This is a genomic window from Halolamina sp. C58, assembly GCF_051195095.1.
In the GTDB taxonomy this organism is placed as follows: domain Archaea; phylum Halobacteriota; class Halobacteria; order Halobacteriales; family Haloferacaceae; genus Halolamina.
In genome coordinates, this window is sequence record NZ_JBNTJY010000002.1 from 396,450 (window position 1) to 415,991 (window position 19,542).

Annotated in this window: 35 protein-coding genes and 1 tRNA gene; 6 read left to right on the top strand and 30 right to left on the bottom strand. The window is 66.5% G+C overall.

The genetic code is table 11. From position 1 onward, the window contains the following. Window positions 1–18: 18 nt before the first annotated feature. Both ACQUSM_RS12545 and ACQUSM_RS12550 read right to left on the bottom strand, forming a co-directional pair. On the bottom strand, window positions 19–1,017 hold the full coding sequence (locus ACQUSM_RS12545; protein WP_435119714.1) for a hypothetical protein: 999 nt from the start codon (window positions 1,015–1,017) through the stop codon (window positions 19–21). 106 nt (window positions 1,018–1,123) lie between these two features. Further along, the gene (locus tag ACQUSM_RS12550) at window positions 1,124–1,930 is read right to left on the bottom strand and encodes a PspA/IM30 family protein (protein ID WP_435119051.1); all 807 of its coding nucleotides are present in this window, start codon (window positions 1,928–1,930) and stop codon (window positions 1,124–1,126) included. Between the two features lie 92 nt (window positions 1,931–2,022). Here ACQUSM_RS12550 and ACQUSM_RS12555 point away from each other — a divergent pair, with 92 nt between their 5' ends. Further along, window positions 2,023–2,661, top strand: coding sequence for an alpha/beta hydrolase (locus ACQUSM_RS12555; RefSeq protein WP_435119053.1), 639 nt, complete (start codon window positions 2,023–2,025; stop codon window positions 2,659–2,661). On the opposite strand, the gene ACQUSM_RS12560 is transcribed toward ACQUSM_RS12555, so the two are convergent. From ACQUSM_RS12560 to ACQUSM_RS12575, 4 genes are read right to left on the bottom strand one after another with little or no spacing between them, the layout of a single operon-like run. Beyond that, window positions 2,643–3,065, bottom strand: coding sequence for a hypothetical protein (locus ACQUSM_RS12560; protein ID WP_435119055.1), 423 nt, complete (start codon window positions 3,063–3,065; stop codon window positions 2,643–2,645). The two genes, ACQUSM_RS12555 and ACQUSM_RS12560, sit on opposite strands and share 19 nt — an antisense overlap. Before the next feature lie 41 nt (window positions 3,066–3,106). Further along, a complete protein-coding gene (locus tag ACQUSM_RS12565) occupies window positions 3,107–3,424 on the bottom strand; it encodes a transcription factor S (protein WP_435119057.1) in 318 nt (105 codons plus the stop codon). Between the two features lie 34 nt (window positions 3,425–3,458). Continuing rightward, window positions 3,459–3,971 (bottom strand): hypothetical protein, encoded by a 513-nt coding sequence (locus ACQUSM_RS12570; RefSeq protein ID WP_435119059.1) that lies wholly within the window; start codon window positions 3,969–3,971, stop codon window positions 3,459–3,461. Further along, complete coding sequence (locus ACQUSM_RS12575; RefSeq protein ID WP_435119061.1) at window positions 3,964–4,755, bottom strand: CopG family transcriptional regulator; 792 nt, start codon at window positions 4,753–4,755, stop codon at window positions 3,964–3,966. The genes ACQUSM_RS12570 and ACQUSM_RS12575 overlap by 8 nt, the downstream gene beginning before the upstream one ends. 133 nt (window positions 4,756–4,888) lie before the next feature. Between ACQUSM_RS12575 and ACQUSM_RS12580 the strand changes: the two genes are divergently transcribed. From ACQUSM_RS12580 to ACQUSM_RS12600, 5 genes are all read left to right on the top strand, one after another. Beyond that, entirely contained in the window at window positions 4,889–5,674 is a 786-nt protein-coding gene (locus ACQUSM_RS12580) for a hypothetical protein (RefSeq protein WP_435119063.1), read from the top strand. A gap of 103 nt (window positions 5,675–5,777) precedes the next feature. Further along, window positions 5,778–5,850, top strand: a tRNA-Pro gene (locus ACQUSM_RS12585). Window positions 5,851–6,134: 284 nt separating this feature from the next. Further along, window positions 6,135–6,572, top strand: coding sequence for an SWIM zinc finger family protein (locus ACQUSM_RS12590; protein WP_435119065.1), 438 nt, complete (start codon window positions 6,135–6,137; stop codon window positions 6,570–6,572). A 187-nt stretch (window positions 6,573–6,759) separates the two neighbouring features. Then, the gene (locus tag ACQUSM_RS12595; RefSeq protein WP_435119067.1) at window positions 6,760–7,227 is read left to right on the top strand and encodes a ribbon-helix-helix domain-containing protein; all 468 of its coding nucleotides are present in this window, start codon (window positions 6,760–6,762) and stop codon (window positions 7,225–7,227) included. Between the two features lie 121 nt (window positions 7,228–7,348). Beyond that, a complete protein-coding gene (locus ACQUSM_RS12600; RefSeq protein ID WP_435119069.1) occupies window positions 7,349–7,489 on the top strand; it encodes a hypothetical protein in 141 nt (46 codons plus the stop codon). Window positions 7,490–7,493: 4 nt separating this feature from the next. Here the strand turns inward: ACQUSM_RS12600 and ACQUSM_RS12605 are convergent, their stop codons facing one another. The 24 genes from ACQUSM_RS12605 to ACQUSM_RS12720 form a co-directional block, all read right to left on the bottom strand. Further along, the gene (locus ACQUSM_RS12605; protein WP_435119071.1) at window positions 7,494–7,835 is read right to left on the bottom strand and encodes a hypothetical protein; all 342 of its coding nucleotides are present in this window, start codon (window positions 7,833–7,835) and stop codon (window positions 7,494–7,496) included. After that, entirely contained in the window at window positions 7,832–8,074 is a 243-nt protein-coding gene (locus tag ACQUSM_RS12610) for a hypothetical protein (RefSeq protein ID WP_435119072.1), read from the bottom strand. Before ACQUSM_RS12610 ends, ACQUSM_RS12605 begins: the two co-directional genes overlap by 4 nt. After that, window positions 8,061–8,321: a hypothetical protein gene (locus ACQUSM_RS12615; RefSeq protein ID WP_435119074.1), complete on the bottom strand. Its 261-nt coding sequence runs from the start codon at window positions 8,319–8,321 to the stop codon at window positions 8,061–8,063. Before ACQUSM_RS12615 ends, ACQUSM_RS12610 begins: the two co-directional genes overlap by 14 nt. Window positions 8,322–8,324: 3 nt before the next feature. Further along, the gene (locus ACQUSM_RS12620; RefSeq protein WP_435119076.1) at window positions 8,325–9,593 is read right to left on the bottom strand and encodes a hypothetical protein; all 1,269 of its coding nucleotides are present in this window, start codon (window positions 9,591–9,593) and stop codon (window positions 8,325–8,327) included. Window positions 9,594–9,640: 47 nt separating this feature from the next. Then, on the bottom strand, window positions 9,641–9,856 hold the full coding sequence (locus ACQUSM_RS12625; protein WP_435119077.1) for a hypothetical protein: 216 nt from the start codon (window positions 9,854–9,856) through the stop codon (window positions 9,641–9,643). Continuing rightward, entirely contained in the window at window positions 9,853–10,299 is a 447-nt protein-coding gene (locus ACQUSM_RS12630; protein WP_435119079.1) for a hypothetical protein, read from the bottom strand. The genes ACQUSM_RS12625 and ACQUSM_RS12630 overlap by 4 nt, the downstream gene beginning before the upstream one ends. Window positions 10,300–10,301: 2 nt before the next feature. Next, window positions 10,302–11,411 (bottom strand): hypothetical protein, encoded by a 1,110-nt coding sequence (locus tag ACQUSM_RS12635; protein WP_435119081.1) that lies wholly within the window; start codon window positions 11,409–11,411, stop codon window positions 10,302–10,304. Next, window positions 11,411–11,818, bottom strand: a complete 408-nt coding sequence (locus tag ACQUSM_RS12640) for a hypothetical protein (protein ID WP_435119083.1) — start codon at window positions 11,816–11,818, stop codon at window positions 11,411–11,413. Before ACQUSM_RS12640 ends, ACQUSM_RS12635 begins: the two co-directional genes overlap by 1 nt. After that, the gene (locus ACQUSM_RS12645; protein WP_435119085.1) at window positions 11,818–12,186 is read right to left on the bottom strand and encodes a hypothetical protein; all 369 of its coding nucleotides are present in this window, start codon (window positions 12,184–12,186) and stop codon (window positions 11,818–11,820) included. The genes ACQUSM_RS12640 and ACQUSM_RS12645 overlap by 1 nt, the downstream gene beginning before the upstream one ends. Beyond that, a complete protein-coding gene (locus tag ACQUSM_RS12650) occupies window positions 12,183–12,314 on the bottom strand; it encodes a hypothetical protein (protein WP_435119087.1) in 132 nt (43 codons plus the stop codon). The genes ACQUSM_RS12645 and ACQUSM_RS12650 overlap by 4 nt, the downstream gene beginning before the upstream one ends. After that, on the bottom strand, window positions 12,307–12,543 hold the full coding sequence (locus tag ACQUSM_RS12655) for a hypothetical protein (protein ID WP_435119089.1): 237 nt from the start codon (window positions 12,541–12,543) through the stop codon (window positions 12,307–12,309). Before ACQUSM_RS12655 ends, ACQUSM_RS12650 begins: the two co-directional genes overlap by 8 nt. 2 nt (window positions 12,544–12,545) lie before the next feature. Then, window positions 12,546–13,136, bottom strand: coding sequence for a hypothetical protein (locus ACQUSM_RS12660; RefSeq protein WP_435119090.1), 591 nt, complete (start codon window positions 13,134–13,136; stop codon window positions 12,546–12,548). After that, complete coding sequence (locus ACQUSM_RS12665) at window positions 13,133–13,660, bottom strand: hypothetical protein (protein WP_435119092.1); 528 nt, start codon at window positions 13,658–13,660, stop codon at window positions 13,133–13,135. Before ACQUSM_RS12665 ends, ACQUSM_RS12660 begins: the two co-directional genes overlap by 4 nt. After that, window positions 13,660–13,893, bottom strand: a complete 234-nt coding sequence (locus ACQUSM_RS12670) for a hypothetical protein (RefSeq protein ID WP_435119093.1) — start codon at window positions 13,891–13,893, stop codon at window positions 13,660–13,662. Before ACQUSM_RS12670 ends, ACQUSM_RS12665 begins: the two co-directional genes overlap by 1 nt. Window positions 13,894–13,899: 6 nt before the next feature. Continuing rightward, window positions 13,900–14,619 carry a hypothetical protein gene (locus ACQUSM_RS12675; RefSeq protein WP_435119094.1) on the bottom strand — a complete coding sequence of 240 codons (720 nt, stop codon included), beginning with the start codon at window positions 14,617–14,619 and terminating at the stop codon, window positions 13,900–13,902. Window positions 14,620–14,621: 2 nt separating this feature from the next. Next, window positions 14,622–15,101, bottom strand: coding sequence for a hypothetical protein (locus ACQUSM_RS12680; RefSeq protein WP_435119096.1), 480 nt, complete (start codon window positions 15,099–15,101; stop codon window positions 14,622–14,624). 4 nt (window positions 15,102–15,105) lie between these two features. Next, on the bottom strand, window positions 15,106–15,396 hold the full coding sequence (locus ACQUSM_RS12685; protein ID WP_435119098.1) for a hypothetical protein: 291 nt from the start codon (window positions 15,394–15,396) through the stop codon (window positions 15,106–15,108). A 92-nt stretch (window positions 15,397–15,488) separates the two neighbouring features. Further along, a complete protein-coding gene (locus tag ACQUSM_RS12690; protein ID WP_435119100.1) occupies window positions 15,489–15,647 on the bottom strand; it encodes a hypothetical protein in 159 nt (52 codons plus the stop codon). After that, complete coding sequence (locus ACQUSM_RS12695; RefSeq protein ID WP_435119102.1) at window positions 15,647–16,441, bottom strand: ATP-binding protein; 795 nt, start codon at window positions 16,439–16,441, stop codon at window positions 15,647–15,649. Before ACQUSM_RS12695 ends, ACQUSM_RS12690 begins: the two co-directional genes overlap by 1 nt. Next, window positions 16,438–16,635 carry a hypothetical protein gene (locus ACQUSM_RS12700; protein ID WP_435119104.1) on the bottom strand — a complete coding sequence of 66 codons (198 nt, stop codon included), beginning with the start codon at window positions 16,633–16,635 and terminating at the stop codon, window positions 16,438–16,440. The genes ACQUSM_RS12695 and ACQUSM_RS12700 overlap by 4 nt, the downstream gene beginning before the upstream one ends. Continuing rightward, the gene (locus tag ACQUSM_RS12705; RefSeq protein ID WP_435119106.1) at window positions 16,632–17,174 is read right to left on the bottom strand and encodes a hypothetical protein; all 543 of its coding nucleotides are present in this window, start codon (window positions 17,172–17,174) and stop codon (window positions 16,632–16,634) included. Before ACQUSM_RS12705 ends, ACQUSM_RS12700 begins: the two co-directional genes overlap by 4 nt. Then, complete coding sequence (locus ACQUSM_RS12710) at window positions 17,174–17,782, bottom strand: hypothetical protein (protein ID WP_435119108.1); 609 nt, start codon at window positions 17,780–17,782, stop codon at window positions 17,174–17,176. Before ACQUSM_RS12710 ends, ACQUSM_RS12705 begins: the two co-directional genes overlap by 1 nt. Next, complete coding sequence (locus tag ACQUSM_RS12715; protein WP_435119110.1) at window positions 17,775–18,401, bottom strand: hypothetical protein; 627 nt, start codon at window positions 18,399–18,401, stop codon at window positions 17,775–17,777. The genes ACQUSM_RS12710 and ACQUSM_RS12715 overlap by 8 nt, the downstream gene beginning before the upstream one ends. Next, the gene (locus ACQUSM_RS12720) at window positions 18,398–19,330 is read right to left on the bottom strand and encodes a hypothetical protein (RefSeq protein WP_435119112.1); all 933 of its coding nucleotides are present in this window, start codon (window positions 19,328–19,330) and stop codon (window positions 18,398–18,400) included. The genes ACQUSM_RS12715 and ACQUSM_RS12720 overlap by 4 nt, the downstream gene beginning before the upstream one ends. Window positions 19,331–19,542 lie beyond the last annotated feature (212 nt).

Consider the following 19,542-nt stretch of genomic DNA (forward strand, 5'->3'; position numbering starts at 1 on the left):
GCGCCGGCGTCTGTCCGGTCAGTCCTCGAACTCCGCGTCGCGGTCGGTCTCGCGGAGGATGAACGGCCCGATCGAGAGCGTCCGTTTGGTGACGGTGACGATCCGGAGGATGTACGCGAGCAGCACCGCGAACGGCAGCAGCGCGATCGCGACCACGCCCGCGGTCACCAGCAGCGAGAGCGGGACGCCGAGGACGGTGGCGGCCAGAACCTCGGCGTCGAAGAACAACAGCGCCCACGTCGACACCAGCAGCGACGGCAGCGACGCCCAGAGGATCGACCGCGAGAGGTCGATCAGCTCCCACTGGAAGTACAGCGTCTTGAAATGCTCGCGGGCGGGGCCGAACAGTTCGAGCACGCTCGACAGCGCCTGCAGGCGGTCGATCGCGTGGTCGGTAAGTCGGTCCTCGTAGTCGGCCCGGAGCTTCCGGGCGGCGTACAGCTTCCAGGAGTAGTTGAAGTCGAGCGCCGCACGGATCACGTCGAACTCCCCGAAGTTGGCGCCGTCGAGGCGCTGGCGGACGCCCTCGCTGTTCTCGCGGACACCCTTCGTGAACTCGGTCAGTCGGTCGGCCACCTCGTCGTCGAGGCCCTCGACGGCCGACTCCACCTCCTCGGCGCGGTGCTGGGTCGCCTGCACGAGCGCGCGGAGGAACGCCGAGGGCTCGGTCGGGCTCACGGGCTCTTCGAGCACGTCCGCCACGTCCGAGCGGAACGACATGGCGTCCTCCATCCGGCCGCGCTGGTCGCCGACGGCGCCCTGTTCCTGTGAGAGCACCAACTGCGAGAGTGTGAGGACGAGGGTGACGCCGGTGACCGTCGATCCGACGAGCGCCTGTGCGAGCGTCTCCATCGGATCGCCGTCGGCGATCAGGTCGTGGGCCGGCGTCGGGTGGACGATCCCGCCGACGACGACGCCGGCGAACAGGAAGCCGACGATCCCGAACGCGATCAGGCGGCGGTCGGCCGCCATCAGCAGCCACAGCTTCCGGGTGCTCTCCTCGGCTCGCTCCCGCATCGTGTCCTGTGTCTGCCCGCGGGAGTCGTCGATGTCGGCGTTGCCGTCGCTCACGCGAACTCACCCGTCGGGCGGGTATCGCCGGCTCGCGGAAAGCTGCTGGGGCTCACTCCTCGTCCCGGAGCTCCTCGAGTTCGCTCTCGATCTCGGGGTCCGTGGACTCGCTCTCGGCGGTCGACTCGCTGGCGGACTCCTCGGCGTCGGCACCGTTCTCGCCCTCGCCGAGTTCGCCTTTCAGCGTCGCGAGCTCGGACTCGACCTCGGTGTCGGTCCGCCCCTGTTCGAGCTCGCGGTCGATGCGGTCCTCGTCGGAGAGCGCGTTCTCGAAGGCGCCGGTGTCCTGCAGTTCGTCCATCGCCTCCGCGCGGGCCTCCATCTCCTCGGTGCGCTCCTCGGAGCGCTCGATCGCCCGAGTCACGTCGGCCATCTCGTCGCCGGCGCCGGTCATCGCCTCGGAGACGCGCGTCTCGGCCTCGGCGGCGTCGTGGCGGGCTTTCAGCGTCTCCTTCTTCGTGCGGAACTCCTCGATCTGGCTCTGGAGCTCCTCTTTCTTCTCGACGAGGCGGTCCTGCGACTCCTGGAGATCGGCGATCTGGGCCTCCAGATCCTCGATCTCGTTCATCTTCGACTTCTTCTTCTCCAGCGCCTCGCGGGCGAGATCGTCGCGGTCCTGCCGGACGGCCTCGCGGGCCTGTTCGTTGTGTTTCTCGACGTTCTCCTCCAGCCGGCGCTTCTGGATCTCCAGCCGTTTCTTCTGGGTCGTCAGGTCGGCGATCCCCTGTTTGACCTCCTGCAGCTGGTCGCGCATCTGCTCGTAGGAGTAGTCGAGCGTCTCGTTCGGGTCCTCGGCGCGGTTGAGCACCGAGTTCACCTTCGACCGCACGATGTACGAGGCGCGCGAGAGGATTCCCATGGCCGGGTATGCGGCCGTCAGCGCCTTAAACCTCCCGCGGAGCCGCGGTTCCGAGCGGAAGGCGCTTGGCGGTGGGCGCCCCAGCCGGGGCCATGAGCGACAGCGAGCCGATCGTGATTCCGAGCGCGCGGGACGTGCGGGCGAACCTCGACACAGGGAACGGTGAAGCTGACACCTGCGTCGTCGCCTGCCCGCCCCATCCCCAGCAGGGCGGCCACCGCGGCGACGGCCGGCTCGTCGGGATCAGCGACCACCTCACCGCGGCCGGCGTCGACTGCCTGCGGTTCGACTACGGCGACTGGGACGAGGGGTACGGCGAACTCGGCGACACGTACGCCGCGATCGAGTGGGCCCGTGAGCGCTACGAGCGAGTCGGGCTGACGGGGTTCAGCTTCGGCGCCTGCCTGACGCTGCTCGCGGCGGGCGGGACGACCGTCGACGGCGACGCCGGAACGATCCCGGAGCTCGCCGCCGTCGCCGCGCTCGCACCGCCCTCGCGGTTGAACGACGACCTCCACGCGGTGCCGGCGATGGAGCGGATCGAGGCGCCCGCGACGGTGGCCTACGGCGAGCGCGACGATCTCGCGGACTGGCAGCCGGTCGTCGAACGGGCCGAGGAGCTGGGCTGGGAGACGACGGCGCTGTCGGCCGATCACTTCTTCGTCGGGCGGACCGAGAGAGTCGCCGAGACGATCGGGGGGTTCCTGCTCGACTACTGCGCCTCGCGGTAGCCCGCGACGACGTAGCTCACGGTCAGCACGACGGCCATCGCGGCCACGAACGTCCAGAAGCCGACTTGCAGCGCGTCGGCGAGCAGCAACGCGGCAGATTCCCGCTCGATCGGCTCCCACGCGGCCACGGCGACCGCGGCGACGACCGCGACGGCGAACGGGGCGAGGAAACGCGGGTCCCACAGCGACCCCCCGGCCTCGCTGTAGCTCATGACGTAGTTCCGGAACGTCCCGACGAAGACGTACACCGCGAACGCCCAGAGCAGCCCGCTGAGCACGGCGGTGAGGCCGATGACGAGCGGGAATCCCTCGAAACCGCTACCGAGTAGTGAAGCGCCGGCGCCGACGAGGAAGGCGGGGACCACGAGGACGTGCCACGGGTCGAAGCGATCGGGGAGGGCCATACCGAGGGCGTCGGCGGCGTTTCTGAAAAGCGTACCGCGGGTCAGTTGTACTCCCGCCAGGTGTTGTCGCACTCTTTGCAGCGCAGGAACCGCGTCGGCGGCTCGTCGGCGGAGGCGGTCTGCTTGATGTCGTACCACGCCTCGCCGTGGCCACACGCCTCGCAGGTCACGTCCGAGGCGGTCGGTTTGCCCTCGTATTCGGCGTCCTCGTCGGCCTCGATCAGGTCGCCCTCGGTCTGTTCCTCGGTGGAGACGAACTCGGCGTCCTCGTCGCGGGGCTGGGTGGCATCACACTCCTGACAGACCATCAGGTCGCCCTCCGCGACCATCATCGAGCCGCAGTCGTCGCAGAACTGCATACCCGGCGAAGGGGATCGTCGCAGGAAAGGCTGTTCACTCCCCGTCGCTGGCGAATCCCGACAGCGCCTCGTCGTCGGCGGCGACTTTCGGGCAGCCCCGGACCCGGAAGTGGTCGTTGTCGACGAGCTCGACGATCGTGGTTCCCTCGTTGGTACAGGTGGCGTTCGGCGGCGCGGCAAAGAACTCACAGCGCTGGCAGTACTCCCGCTTGTCGATCACGTGCTCGTCGGGCGCCCCGGTAGGCTCGACCGCGGGCTCCGACTCGCTCTCCACTTGGGGCTCCTCACCCAGCAGCTCCTCCGTCTCGGCGTCGCCCTCGACGACGGCGTCCCAGACCTCCTCGCCGTCGAGGTCGCCGACGTCGACCTCCTCGAACAGCTCCTCCGAGGCCGCGGCGTCGGCCGACTCTGCCTCGGCGACCGTTTCGAATGGGTCGCCCTGCGGCTCGTCTTCGGGCTCCGCCTCGACACGCTCCCGGAGGCCGGAGAGGGGGAGATCTTCCTCCGAGTCGTCCTCGGGATCGCCGAACCCGCCGTCCTCACTCATCGTCCTCGAACACCTCCTCGGCCGTCTCGGGGTCGAACGACTCGCCGGTCAGCGCCGGCTGGTCGCCGGTCACGAGCGTCGGGGAGCCGAAGAAGCGGCTCCCGGGCTCCACCTCGACGAACGCCTCCCCGCAGTGGGGACACCGCGGCGCCGACAGCAGCCCGACGTGGACCTGCCTGCCACACGCGCCGCAGTCGCCCGCGCTCACGTTCCGTCGGTTGGCCTCGGCCTGCAGCTCCTCGACGGCGTGCCGGCGGGCGTCGGCGGCTTCGAGTTCGGTGACCCGCCGGCGCAGGCTCACCACCGCGTTCGCGAGCGTGTCGAGCTTCCCCTCGGCGTCGTCGGCGCGGTCGACCAGCGAGGAGAGCACCGCCTCGTAGTTGTCGAACCCGCCCTCGACCTGCCGGTCGAGTTCGGCGAGCGCGCGCCGGAGCGCCTCGACGTCGTCCGCACCGGCGTCCTCGACCGCCTCGATCCGCTCCTCGAGTTCGGGGTGGTCGTGCTCCTCGTCGGCTTTCGCCTTCGCGACCTGTATGACCCGGTCGCGCACGTCCTCGACTCGGTCGTCGACGTCCGCCTCGATCGCCGCCACTCGATCGGTCAGCGCCTCGATCTGCTGATCCAGCGGCTCCGTGTCGGCCGGGTCCTCGGCCTCCGAGAGGAGCCGGTAGGTCGCGACCGCGCGAGCGAGCAGCTCCCCACGGTCCCGGCCGGTCTCGGCGGCTCGATCCTCGAGCCACGCGTCGAGTTCGGTCGGGAGTGACTGGGGGTGCTCCTCTGCCATCGTAGAGGGGTAGTGTCCCACTACATAAGTAATTCCGTGCTCCGGCCCACCCCCTCACTCCGGCAGCGACGCCGGTCGGTGGTAGCGATTCACTATCAAAAATATTTTTAATTAACTCTCGCGAGAGTCCGACATGTCCCTGAACATCGGTGATGCCCTCTCGACCGGCGCGGAGAAGCTGACGACGACTGGCGGGATCCAGCTGGGCGTGATCTACGTCGTGCTCCAGTTGCTCACCGTGCTCGGCACGAACTCGGCCGTGGCGTCGATCGCGACGCCGGCCGGCACCTCGGGGATGGCGACCACGACGCTCTCGCTCCCGATCGGGGTGGCCGGCGGCGCCGCGCTGGCGACGCTCGGCGGCGTCCTCAACGTCGCGTTCACGATCGTCGCCCTGCGGGCGCTGGACCACGACGCCGCCGACCTGGGCTCGATCCCCGGCGGCGTCACGGACGACATGCTGAAGACGTGGGTGTTCCTCGTGATCGCGCTGATCGTGCAGGGGATCGCGATCGCGATCGGCTTCGTCGCGCTGTTCATCCCGGGGCTATTCCTGCTGGTCAGCCTGATCTTCACGCAGGTGTACGTCGCCGTCGAGGGCGAGGGGCCGTTCGAGGCGCTCTCCTCCAGTTGGTCGCTCGCGAAGGGGAACCGCTTCCCGCTGTTCGGCCTCGGGGTCGTGATCTTCGTGATCAGCCTGCTCGCGAGCATCCCGACGGGGATCCTGACGGTGTTCAGCCCGGTCGCCGGCACGGTGTCGACCTACGTCGTCTCCGGGTTCGTGAGCATCTTCTCGATGGCCGTGCTGATCGACGCCTACCACCAGCTCAAGAACGAGCCGGCGTCGACGACGACCGAGACGGAGAACGACGACGTGGAGCGACTGGACGACGACGACTCCGGCTTCGACTACGCCTGATCGACGCCCCGGGTGCCGTCGATCGGTTCCGGCCACGGTGTTTCGGTCGCCGGCGCTGAAAGATGGCAACTCTTAACCTCGCCGGGTGCCTCGTTTCGCCTGCGGGCCGGTGGGGTAGCTTGGTATCCTTCGGCCTTCGGGTGGCCGTAACCGCGATTCGAATTCGCGCCGGCCCACTACCCCCTTATACTCTTTCCCGGGTTCTCTGATAGGTAGCGGCCGCTCTGCGGGGTGTTCAGCATGAGCACCGAGAGCGGGCTGACGTTCAACTCGCCGCCGATTTGCGACTACTGCGGCGGCTACATTCTCGACACCGACCAGAAGTGTCCCGCGCAGGACGACGCGAGGTGTTCGCCATGAGGTTCTGTCCGGACTGCGGAGCACGGCTCGAACCTCGGCGCCGACGAGGGAGCGCGATCACTCGCCGTGTCTGCCCCGAGTGTAACGGGGGTGAGCAGGCTTGAGCACCGACCGCGTCCCGCCGTCGACGGACCAGCACGCACCGGGTGAGCGTCTCGACTTCGACGAGATCGCCGGCACCGAGGAGACGAGCTGGGCGCGCGCCGATCCGAAGGCCGCCCTGATCGAGAGCACCGGCCGCTACGGGTTCCGCGTGACGCTCCCGGACGGAGACGGCCACCTCGTAGCCGTCGCGATCGAGGACGGGGAGTACGTCGGCACCTGCGACTGCAAGGCGTGGGAGTACCACGATGGGCCGTGTGCCCATCTGTGTGCCGTCCGTAAGGCCGCGTTCCTCGGCGTGACCGACGCCCGGGACGAGCCGGTGTCGATCCCGCGCCTCGACCTCGACGCCCACGAGACGGACGAGTGCGCCGCCGCCGACGGTGGCTACGTCGATCGAGCACATCGCGCTGACGCGACGGGAGGGCGCCGATGAACGTGGTCGTGGCGCACTGCCGACGCCACCGACGCCGGCGGTCGTGGCCGCCTCACACGCGCGCACACGGCCCCGCACGCGAGACCGCACCGCATCACTCCCCACACCCCGTACATACGGACTGCCTTTCGCGGCGCCGTCTGGGTATTCACTCGGTATGCAGCGTATGGGCTGAGGTGGGTGCCTGATGTCCCGCATGGACCACAACCCGAAGCAGCGCGTCTCCTTCGGGTGTCCCGAGGAACACGTCGAGGCTCTCGACGAGATCGCCGGCGAGGACGCCAGCCGGTCGGAACTACTCCGCGAACTCGTCGCTGAGAAGGTTGAGGAGCACCGCGACGACAGCGCCGACGACATCCACACGCCGGACGACCCGATGCTCGAAGAAGCCTACCGGACGCTCCTCGACACCGCTGAAGAGCAAATCCCGGGCGCCGGCCTGCGTCTCACCATCGAGGAAGCGAAGAACGCGCTGTACGACAACCGCACGCCGAAAGACGCGGTGATGACCAAGTACATCCGGCCGCTGAAGCCCGAGTTCGTCCAGATCGACAGCAGCATGTCGAACGTCTGGATCACGGTTCGGCCACCGACGCCGGTCGAGCAGGCCCCGGACACTTCGCCGTCGACGGAGGTGGCACTCGCCGATGACTGACGGTGATGGGTCCACGGTGGCTGTCGAACGCTCTCGAGATCGTGCGTTTGGGGTCGACGGATACCAGACTGGCGATAGGGAGCCTGAGACGCCCAAGCTCGGAGAACCGGAGGGGGTTTAAATGGGCGGAAAGGACACCGCCGGAGAACAGCGAACGACGATGAAGTGCCTCGCGTGTGGCAACACGGAGGAGACCGTCGAAGAACACAACCGCCACCTCGCGACCGCCGATCACCCGGACAAAGGCGAAGTCTGGGTGTAGGCGGCTACGTTCTTTCAGTCGGCACGAACCACACGAGCACGCCGCGCTCCTCGAACACTTCGACCACCGACGGCTCCGCGTGGTCCGTCGGCACCACTACCACCGGCACCGCAGACCCCGACTCCGCCGCGTACTCCATCGCTTGCGCTGCCTCCGCTCGGACGCTGCTGGGGTTGTTCCCAACCTCGATCGCCAGCTCGTGCGTCCCCAAGTCTACCCACACGTCGCAGAACGCACCTGTTCGGTGTATCCAGCGCTCCGTCTCGATGCTCGCGGTCGGATGCCGCTCACGAATCCACGGCAGCACTCGCTGACTCAAGAACTCGGCCTCGGAAAGCTCGGTCATGAATCCCTCACTGCCGCTCCTGTTGGCTCCCCAGCGCGCCACGCCGTCGACGGCGCCGACAGCCACGCCTGCGTTGGCGCCAGCTCGCCCTCACCGTCCGCCGTCGGCTGACGGGACCGAACCCGCAGGTGAACGATGCCCTCCATCTCGGACGCTATCAGCGCGTCCATCACGTCCCGCTCGGGAGGGTCGTCCGGCGCGTCCTCCCACTCCTGGCGGAGCTCCTCACGCGCCGGCATCGTCGCCCTCCTCGGCGTCCTCGGCGTCCACGTCCTCGACCGCCGCCCGCATGGCCTCCTCCCGCTGCATCCCCGGCGGCGGCTGGTACGGCAGTCGAGCGAACAGCGCCCGGCCGAACCCGCGCAGTCGCTCCTGGGCGTAGTAAGTCGGCACCATCGAGCCCGCGATCGCGCCGATCGCGAACGCGACGAGCTGCGGCGCCGACGACGCCACCAACTCGGCCGCGAGTTCCGAAGCGGGGGGCATGGCTTACTGCCTCGCTCTCAGCAGCGCCACGCCGGAGAGCCCCAGCAGCGCCAGCATCTCCCCACTCAGCACCTCCTCGCTGCTGTCGGTCTGGTTGCCGTCGTCGGCTGGCTGGTCGGTATCGTCCGGGAGCTGGTTCAGCAGTTCGGTGAAGCTGATTTCGCCGGCCTCGTACCGCTCGACTAAATCAGCCGGCGCGTCGTCGGGCACGCCCGGAGAGCTGTCCAGTCCACCGCTACCACCGGAGTCCTGTCCGTCCTGCCCGACCGGGTCATCATCGACCGGATGGCCCCCGGTCGGCTCCGGCTCTGTCGGGACGGTAACGGCCCCGTCATTTGCAGGGTCAGATGCCGACTCGTTGGCCCACTCTGGTCGGGTGTCGGGGACGATAGGCTCGCGTGATTGCTCTCCCCAGTCCGTGGTGTCACGGAGAGTTACCACGTACTCCTGCCCGTTCCACTCGACGCTGGCCTCCTCGTAGCGGTCGCCGTCGACCTCGTAGAGCGTCTTGCCGAAGAGGAACGTGATTTCCCCGCCAGCGTCCCGGACCGCAGCCGTCGCGATGCTCTCGGTCTGGGCTTGGCTCGGGTCGGTTCCCCACTCGTCCCGCTGGGTGCTGCTGGGGCTGTACCGAAGCGTCGTCGTCGGCAGCGTCGGCTGGCCCGTCAGAGTGATGCGGTACTTGCCACCACCGAGATGCTCGGTGTGGTACTCCGTGTACGTTTCTCCATCGAGATCGTACACGGGTTCACCGCCGGCATTGTGGGTTTCCCCTCCCTGAGCATCGACGGCCGAGTTTACGATCGTCCCCTCCGCCCAGCCCAGGTTTCCGGGATCAGCGATCCGTCGGTCCGATTCAGTCATGGTGTAGGTGAAGCTCTTGCCACCACTCGGCGCGGGATTGGTGGAGTTGGAGCCGTCCGACGTGTCGAGCCCGCCCGACGACCCGCCGTCAGAGTCCGTGTTCGTGGACTGGTCGGGTTCGTAGCTGCCTCGGTGGTTCACTTCCCAACCCTGTGGGTTGTCCCAATCGCCGCCTTCTAGGTACCAGTCCTCGGCAGTCGGACCACCCTTCTCGTATTCGCTGAAGTGGTGGCCGGGGCCGACGTGTCCCTCGGGTAGATCCAGCGCTTCCGGACCATCTCCCTGGGCGGTTTGCGTCCGGAACTGTCGATGAGAAAGCTCCCCGTGCAGCCACGCTCTGTATGCGTCGAAGTCCGACCCCGAGTAGAGGTATTCCGACTTCCAGTGGCCGTTATAGAACTCACCCATCGCTCTGTCCCTCCTGTCGTGCGGCCGTCTCGGCCGTGCTGTTGCTGTTAGTCATCGGTCTCGATTGCCTCGATCCGGAGCAGGAGGTACCGCTCCAGCGGGGTGAGGCTCCCCCAGTCGATTCGCTGCGCGAGGTCGTCAAGGTCGGAGTCCCCAACCTCGATCGAGTCGTCCTGTGTCAGTTGGGTGCGACCCCGGACGACGTGATCGGGCGGGCCGGCGTGATCCGGCGCGCCAGCGTGATCGGGCGGCCCGGGCGTCACGGCTGCACCACCTCCAGGGTCGCGGTCGCGGTCGCTCCCCTCGGGTCGTTCGGAAGCGGGTGGCTCGCCTCGATACTGATGGCGTCGGCTGACGTGGTCGTCGCCTGGATGTTCTGAGTCCCCGACCCACTGGAAACATCGACCGGGTAGCTGTCGCCAGCAACGGTCAGAGTCGCCGTCCCAAGCTCCTCCTGTGGGACTGCGCCGGCCCCGATAGTCACGCTCACTGTGTCGGAGCCGTCGGCCACGATTGACTGAGACGACAGCGACAGCTCCAGCGATCGGGGATACGGGGGCACCCACTCGTCCCGCTCGACTAACTCGGGTTCGGCGCCGCTGTTGTCGACCTCGAAGCGTGGCCCGTTCGGCCCCGAGTCGTTTTTGATGATGGTAATACTCTCCACGGTGCCATTATCGTCTGTTTGCTTGCGTACTGTCGCCATGATTACGTATTAGTCAGCCACTGGACGCTAAACGTGTACGTCTGTGTGCTGTTGTTCTTGACTCTATACCGGACAACATCCGGCGTTTTGCCAACTTGGCTAGTGAATTGGGACCCAGGCCCAGAGTCTATACTCGTAGACCCAGAATTACCGCCCGAGCTCGCTGTAACTGTGATTGCGTCAGTTGTCCCGTCCTGGTACTCGATCTGAATCTGTGCATCGGCAGACACGTAGGCTCCGCACCGACACAGGATATACCAGCCAATCACCGACCCTGAGACGTTGTAGGTCCTGACGGTAGACCAAGACCCATTCGTGTCGCCCACGCTCTCGTTGAACTGATCGCCGTTGTACTCAGGTGCCGCGTGGTGAGCCGAATTATTCCCGGCGTGGTTGGAAAGCGCAGTTGCCGCCCCCGTCTGGTTGTCGGTGACGTTGTGGGGGTTAGTGGTGTCGCTCTCGTGGTCCGACAGCGCCGCCGCCGCCCCGGTCTGATCGTCGGTGACGTTGTGGGGGTTGGTGGTGTCGCTCTCGTGGTCCGAGAGTGCCGACGTGACCGCGTCCACGTCGTCCTGCCCGGCCACGCTATCGCCCGACGCGACGCCATGCACGCCGCCGGTCGAGCCAGCGTGAGCGTCGAGATCGTTCCCGACCGCGGTAATGTCCGTCGACAGCGCACTCTCCGCGTTATCCAGCTCGGACTGGGTGGCCGTGTCAAAGCCGAGCATGGACTGAGCCACGCCGTTGGCCGGGATCTGGATGTTGCCGTCGGCGTCGATCGTGAGCCCGGCACCGAGAGCGGCCACGAGCGTCCCCGCAGAGTTAGCGAGCCCGTCGCCGATCGACAGGCCGAGGGACTGGTCGGACGGCTGTGTCAGCGGGCCGGAAACGTCGACCGGCGGGTGGTGAGCGTCCCGGGTGACGCCCGTCAGGTCGCCGTGTGCGGTATAGCCCGTCGGCTGCCACTGGTCGCCGTCGTAGACCTTGGCCTCACCGGTCCCGTCGCTCCCGCCGTCGACGTCGAACCAGATTTCCCCGAGCTGGGGATTGGCCGGCTGGCCGGCCTGAACGTAGTCGAAGCCGCCACCGCCGGCGCTGATGAACCCCACCATTATGCGCTCTCCTCCCCGATGACGTGCAGCACGTCACCGGCGTTCGACGCCATCGCTTCGAGGAGTTCGGTGTTCTCGACGCCGAACGTGATGCCGTTCCCTTTCGAGAGCGGCACCGTCGCCGATCCGGTCGGCCCCACGTAGATGGGGCCGGCGTTCGCGGGATCCGCGAGCAGCATCACTTCCGAACCGTCGTCGACGGCGTGGGACGGCAGGATGTCGCCATCTGTCGCCGGCTGGAGCTTGGCGGCGAACACGTCTTCGGCGTTGCCGGTGTGGTCGTTCAACTCCGCCAGCGCGGCGATGATTTGGTCCTGCAGGTCCGCGTTCGCCGGCGGTCTTACCGCACCGTCGCGGTCCTCGACCGCCTCGATCGTGTCCACGTCGGCGGTCGTGTCCAGGACCATCAGGCACCACCCCCGTCGGCGCGCTCGAAGCCGATCGGCTGGACGTGGTACGTCTGGATGTTGCCCGTGAAGTTCCGGATGTACACGGTCAGCGAGTCCTTGAACTGCTTGCACGGCGCCCACGTCACCGTCAGGTCGTCGATGTCCGTGGGCGGGATGTTCGCCGGCCCGTACATCGGCGTGGCGTCGTCCTCCAGCTCGTAGACCGTGCCCCGGACCTTCGAGATCGCGACCGTCGCGAGGTAGAACGTGCTCCCGGACTGCTCCGGCGTGAACGTCACCTCTGCCTCCTCACCGTCCTCCAGTTCGACGGTATAGGGGTCGTTGAACGCCACGTCCTCCTCGTTCGGCCGGGGGACGACGTTCACGCGCCACCCCCGGTGAACGGCGTGCCGTCGTCGTTGTCGACCTCGACGACGGTGCCGTTCACGCGCTCCTTCTGTTGCTCTTGCTCCTGTTCGCTCAGTTCGTTGATGTCGCAGTTACAGCTAGCCATGACTCTCCTCCCTGTTGCGTCGGTCGCGCTTGGTCAGCCCCTCACGCGCGAGTGCCGCGCGGTTCAGCAGGGACCGCTCTTTGTTCTCGCGGCTTCGCTCCTCGTTCTGCTCGCTTCGCTGGCGGTTCCGCTCAACCGTCTTCCGAACGTGGTGCGCCTCCCGGGCGATGTACACGACTCCCGCCGCCGTGATCGACGACGTGACCGGAAGCACGAACTCGGTGAGCATTGTCAGGCTACCGCCTCCACGGTGTCGCTCGCGGAGTTGGCTAGCCACGCGACGACGAGCAGTCCGAGCAGCAGCACGGCTTTGTCCACGGTGCCACCGAAGCCCAGCGGGTTCGATCCAGACGGGTCGCTCCCCGTGGGGACGCCGCCGAAGATCGGCGTGTTGCCGTCGTCGTTGCCGGGACTTGGTGCGTCTCGACTCACCTCCTCGTTGACGAGGATAGTGGACGTGTCCGGGTCGGTTTCCTTACCGCTGCCGACCATCTCGACCCACGCCTCTACTTCGTGCTCGCCCTCCTCTGTGGGCGCCTGGAACTCGAAGGTGAACGTCTCGTCCCCCGTTCCCAGTTCGGAGGTCATGAGGCAGGTTGGGCCCGCCTCCTGACGGTCTCCCGTCGAGTCTTCAGCAACCACCCGGACCTTGTACCCGGGCTCTGCCTGTCCACAGGAGTCGGCGTCCCACGGCTGGATAACGAGCGCGCCGTTCGACACCTTCACATCTACCTCGTAGCCCTCACCGGGTTCGACACGGTTCGGGGTGTCAATCCGACGCAGGATGATGTTACCCCCTTTTGTCGTCGGCTGGGTCGTCACGTCGACCCACCTCCGAGGCCGATAGCGGCCGCCAGCGTCACGATCGCCGCGGCCATCTTCGCTTTCTCGCCGATGCCGTTACCCGACTCCGTGGAGCCGACAGCGTTCTGCACAGCCTGCTGAAGCTCTTGACGGGCCGCCTCGGCCTCGGCGTCGTTTCCGCGGTCCTCGGCCGTGTAGTAGTCCGAGGCCGCTTGCCCGACCTCGATCACTTCCTCGGTTGTCGCACCGTCGAGCGCCCCTTCTTCGAGGCCAGCGAACCGCTCAATCGCCTCCTGCTCGCCGGCACCTCCGGCGGGCGAAGAGTCAGACGGGTCTGAGTCGGAGTCTCCCACGTCGATCGTGTCGTTATCCTCTCCGGTAGTCGTGCCTAGTCCGCCGGTTCCGAGCGTTTGGTCGTCCGGATCGAACGTGATGGTGTCTGTATCCGTGCTGTCGGAGCTGTCGGAGCTATCACCGCTGTCGGTGCTGCCGCCCCCGTCTGTCGGCGGCGCGATCTGCTCACCATCGGGCCCAATCAGCATCAGTTACCAACCTCCGCGTAGGCCCAGTACAGCATGATGAGCAGGATCGATACGTCCAGCAGCAGCGACACGTCCTCGCGGGTCCATGCGGACCCGGCGAAGAACGAATCCAGATGCGACTGCCCGGGGACGCCTCCAGTCCCCTGCTCCATGGTCGTGTACTGCGGACCGTTCGGCCCGGGCTGCGTGACGTGCTGCCCTCCCGTCGTTTCTGCGTCCAGTCCACCAGTCATGATGGCTCACGCCTCCGCGGCGTCGAGCCGCACCTGTCGGGACAGCCCAGCGATCTCGCCGGTGCCGCCCAGGTACGGGATCGACAGTAGGGCGTTGGTCGCACGCTCCTCCGTGTCGTCGCCGCCCACGTCCTTCGCGAACCGGGCGACGTACGGCGCGTTCACGTACACCTCTAGGGTCCAGTCGGTCGGGATCACCGACTCCCAGAAGCTCGCGGTGAGCTCGAACGTGATGGGATCCTTCGAGTGGTTCCGAAGGTGGATGAGCTTCACGTCGCCCGACCAGAGGGTTTCGTGAGTGCCGTTCGGCGCCGTCTTCTGGATTTCGACGCGAGCCTGCTTGCCGCTCGCGTAGAACACGCCCACCGTGTCGCCGGCCGTGGTGTCCACGTCCACCGTGTCGGCCGAGTAGTCGACCGCCGCGGGCTGCACTTCCGAGTCCCCAACGTAGACCACGATGTTGTCCGACGTGGCGCCGCTCTCGATGGGGTTGTGAGAGAGGTTGAGCGTCTCCGGAGCCCCACCGTCGGCCGTGAACTCCTCGTAGGCCATGATGGCGGGTGTGACCGGGACGCCGTTCCGCAGCGCGAGCGGCCGGTCGGTCTTGTACTCCGCGATCTTGGTCCGTCGACCGTTCGATCCCGGCGACGTGTCGAAGTCCGCGACGCTGAACGTGTCCCGGTGCGACACCTCGCTCGCGACCATCTGGCGCAGTTCCTCGCTCATGGTCAGTTACTCCGAACGGTGACAGCGTTCTCGTCGATGTACACTTCCGACGCGGCCCAGTCGATCACTTCCGAGGACAGGACCGCGACCTGTACCTCCTCGTTGTCTTCGACGGTGAGGGTCCGGCCCTTGAGCTCGTTCCGGGTCCGGTCGCGGAAGTCCTCGTTCTGCTGCTCCTTGATCGAGAGCGTGCGGTACTGGCGGATGTTGTCCAGCGCGAAGCTCACGACCTGCGGCTGGTCCAGGTGGGGCGCGTCCCACCGAAGCACCAGCTTTGTGTCGAGGGGGAGCGGGTCGCCGTCCTGCCCGACGAGGTTCGCGTAGATGGGGATGCCCTCCATCCCGTCGACGATGTTCGAGAGGATCAGACGGAGGCCGTCGTTCGGCGACAGGGCCAGAATCTCCGTCATCTGGCCCGTGACGTTCTCGCGCTCCTCTGCGTCGACCTTGCTGGTTCCGAGGTTGGATAGGGTTTCAGGCATCTGTTTAGGCCCCCGCGTTGACGATCGTGCTCTTCACGTCGAAGCGCTCCGCCGCGGCGTCGAGCGTGTGAATCCCGCCACCGAGGGAGAGTTCGTTCGCGTACATCGGCGACATCTGCCCCGCGCCGACGACCGCCACGCCGTACAGCTCCGGCTGGTCGGCCATGTCGGGGACAGCGCCACCGATGAGGTTGCGTAGGACCGTCGGCGCGAAGTAGCCGGCCGTGATGGCCGCCACCCGGGTCCACATCTCTGCGTCCATGATCGTATCAAACGACTGACTGAGTTCTGCCATCTGCAACTCCAACGAATAGCTCCGGGTGAAAAGGCGGCTTAGAGAGCTTTTGCGTAGGATTCCGTAGAAACGCGTAAGATTGCGTGAGCCGGTCAGCGACGGGAGTCGTCCTCAACGTAGTTCTCCATCAGCCTCCGGACGGTGCCCACGTTCGTTACCGAGTAACCCCGTCGCTTCTCCTCGAGCTCTTGCTGAATCTCCCGGAACAGTTCGGCGTCTTCGCCCGTCAGCGTGACTCGTTCCTGTGGCATCAGTATTCAGGATCGTGGAGGGGGTTGCCCTCATCTCCGTAGTGTGTCGACTCCATGCTCATGGTCCGTGTATCGCGCCGTTCCCTCTCCCCGCTGTTGTCAGCGTACACCCATTCCGAACCAATTGTGCTCCCGTCGTCGTCCTCGAACTTCCTTAGCGGGATATTCTGCCCGTCGTCGGTCTGTAGCTCCTCAGCCAGCTTTGGGAGTTTCTCAGCTTGCGGATTGTGGAGGTCCTCCGGGTATTCCGGGTCGAGTTTGTTCCGGTCGTTCTTGCTCTCGAACCCGCCGGCCAGTTGCTCGTCACACTGGGACACAACGTCTTCCTCCAACTTCGCCAGCCGCTGAGTAATCCACAGGCTTGACGCCCCCTCACCGCGGCCCGTTGTCGAAAGCCCCTCGATAGCCTCGGGGACGGATCCACTCTGAGGGGCGACCCAGTGCGCCTCGTCGATTGCGACCAGCGAACCACGCGATTCCGGCGCCAGTTCCCGAAGCGCCGACGTGACCCGCGCCGCGACTTTCTTCCATTCGTCCGTGGTCAGCTTGTGGCGGGCCAGCACGACGGCGCCGTTCTCCTCGAAGAACTGCCGCCACGTCCCCACCGACCAACTGAGTTCCTGCCCGCCGACGATGAAGTGGCTCGCGAACCCCGCCTTCACGAGCCCCCGGTATTCGTCCTTGTAGTCCAACACCGCCACGTAGTCAAATTCCGGGATAGAGGCCTCGATAATGCCCTGTGAGTGGTAGCTCTTACCCCACCCGCTCATCGAGGCTACTAGACGACGGGTCACTCGTCCACCTCCTCGGTCGGTACCTCAACAACGGGCGACCAACCCCGCTGCATGGCCTCGGACCGGCTCCGAGGTACCTCACTCTGCTGAGAGGGAAGGTCTCCGCCCCGGCCGTACCAACCGAGGTCATAGCCGAGCAGGTAGGCGCTCGCGATCACCGCCAGCAAGACCATCGCCGTAATCTTGTCGTTCACTTCCCCACCTCCTCCGCGGCGGCGTCGAGCACGTCCCGCACCGCCCGGAAGTTGCTCGCGAACAGTCGCTCGGCCTCCTCACTGCTGTCGAACTCGACGACCCGCGTCTCGAACGTGTCCAGATCGACACCGAAGACCTCCCGAACGTGGATCTCGGCCAGCTCACGGTCGGACCCCTCGGCACCGTTTTCACGCCACGCTTCAGCCCACGCCTCGATCTGCGCTTCCCACGTCTCAGCGTCCTTGCCGACGTGGTTCTCGGCCTTCTCGGGGTTGTCGACCAGCACCGGGAGATACTGCTCGGTCCACACGTCCCGAACGCTGTCCGTCGCGATCGCTTTCAGGATGTCCTGAATGGCCTCCTTCCGGCGCTCTACGTCCGGGATCTCGCCGATGATCCCGGTTCCCATCGCGGCGTCGACGGGCTCGGCGGCGACCAGGAGCTCGTTCTCGATCTCCGCGATCACCGTGGTCAGTCCGCTCGCTGCCTCCGACTCGAGTAGGTTCATCAGGACCTTCTTCTTGATAGCGTCGCGCATCAGGCTGCCTCCGTGGCTTTGTCCATCAGTCGGCCGATCTGTTCGTCCATCACGTCGGTCTTCTCCAGAATCGGCTGGCCCATCGACATGGCCGTCGCGACGACCAGCGCCTCGTGCGGATCGAGATCGGAGCCGACGCCCATCTCCTCCATGGTCAAGTCGAAGTAGTGGGCGAGATCGAAGTCCTCGAAGTGGTCGCGGTCGACTTCCTCCGAGTCCTCGTTCCCCTTCGCCCGGATCGCTGCGTTCGTCGTCTGGTGGACGAGCGTTACGTACAACTCGCCGGCTTGCACGGGCGACGCAGCGCTCTCCGGCTCCATCGACGCCGGTTCTTTCTGACGCTCGTCCTCGACGTCCTCCGAGTCGTCGGCCTCCTCAGCCTCCTCGGCTGTGTCGTCCTCGATCGCTTCGGCGTCGATGTTCGAGGGGATCGAAGCTTGCTCTTCGGCCGCTATCTCCGGCTGCTCGTCGTCGCCCTCCTCGGTAGCAGGCTCGGTAGCGCCCTCGGAAGGGCCCTCATCGGCGCCCTCGGCCTGCTCTGTTTCGGCCCTTTCAGCTTGCTCTTCCGCCCCTTCAGCCGGCTCTTGCCCGCTATCGTCGTCAGCCACTCAGACCACCCCGCTGCTGGGCCGCTTCGGTGGGCGTCGAAGGTGTCGCTTCGGCGCCCTCCGAGCTTGGTGTAGCTTGCTCTCCGTCGCCGCCGTCCATCACGAAGGAGAAGAGCAGCAGCGCCAGCAGCGCCACGCCGACCCAAAAGAGGGGCGAGCGGCCGCTCACGGTCGACATGAGGCCCGCGCCCCCTGCTGCGGCGGCGGCCGCCTTCTCTCCCCCTGACGGGGCGCTTTCGCCCTCGCTCTCCTCGCTCTGTTCGCCCTCCGATGCTTGCTGTCGCTGATACTCTTCGTCGGTAGCCATCTCTTCGGGCCCTTCGCCGGTCGCTTCCTCCGGCTCCGATTCCGCGCTTTCAGCTTGCTCTTCCTCCCCTTCAGCCGGCTCTTGCCCGCTATCGTCGTCGGCGGCGTCGACAGCAGGCTCGGTAGCAGGCTCAGGGGCCTCCTCGGCGCCCTCGCTTCGGGCCTCGACAGCCTGCTGTTCGGCTTGCTGTCGGAGCCGTGCTTTATCGTCGTGATCTTTGCTCGCGTTGATGTGGCTCTTCACCGAGCCCAAGCTATGCTCCTCGTGTTCGCCGTAGTCGCACCCGTCAGCCGGGCAGGTAACTCCGTTCATGTTTCGATGTGTGCCTCTCCGTCGTGTGCCGTCTCACCGGCCTCCGTGAGCCGGTCGCTCAACTCTTCCAGGCGCTCGAACTCGAGATCATCCTGGCCGTGAGACTGGCGGATGCGGTTGATGGCCGAAGCAGCGCGTTCGGCGTTCTGCTTGGCCTCCTCTGCGTCGCGTAGCTCTTGATCGAAGCGGCTGATCGCGGCCTTGTAGCCGCCCCATGCCCTGCCGAGAGCGCCCTTTGCCTTCCCCGAGAGTTCCTCGTCGGCCTGCCCGGTGTCCTCGTCTTCGAGAAGCTCCGCCACTTCGTCCTCGTCGAGGCCGCAGGCTTCCTGGAGGAACTCGCAAGCCTCCGGGTCGCCGTGCTGACAGTGATCGCGAGCGTGGTCGCACTGCTCGTTTGCCGCCGCCTCGGCGCGCGCGGCGGCGTCACGATCCGGCCCCTCGTTCTCGATCCGGTCGCCGCCGCCGGCCTTCTGGGCCTTCGGCAGTACCGATGAGCGGTGTTCGTCGACGGTGAGGGTCGGGTCGTACCACGCCTCCCAGTCGCTCACGCCGTTCTCGCGGAACAGCGCCTTCACGCTCGCGGCCTTGAGGTAGTTGTTCGGGCCCTCGAAAGGGCCGACTCGCTCCTTCTCGGCGTCGGTGAGGTCGGCTTGCCCAGCTCCGGAGTCGCGCTGGGCGCGGCCGGTCTGTGCCGCAGCCTCGACGCGATCGCGAACGTGCTCGGGCGTGTCGTCGACGAAGAAGACCGTCTTCTCGCGCTTGTCGTCGTCGACCGGACAGATGTACTCCTCGTACTCTTCGCGGGCGTCGTCCGCGCCGGACTTGGCGCTGAACTCCACCGAGAAGCTCACGGAGCGAACCACCTCTCGGCTTGACTCCGTTTCAGAAACAACTTCGTTGCCATACGCCCGGCGTTCCGTGAGCAGCATACTCGGCCGCTTGGGAACCTGATACGTCGGTATATACTCCCGTACCTACTCGCGTAGATATTCGCATAGGTATTTTACCGATCTACCAGCAAGTGAGCATGTGACGACGAAATCTCGGCCCAGCCGGTCGGCGGCTGAAGCGAAGACTGGTAGCGAATCCGAGGTAGTTCCGCTCGGACAGCGAACCCTCGGCAGCAACGACGGGACGCTTA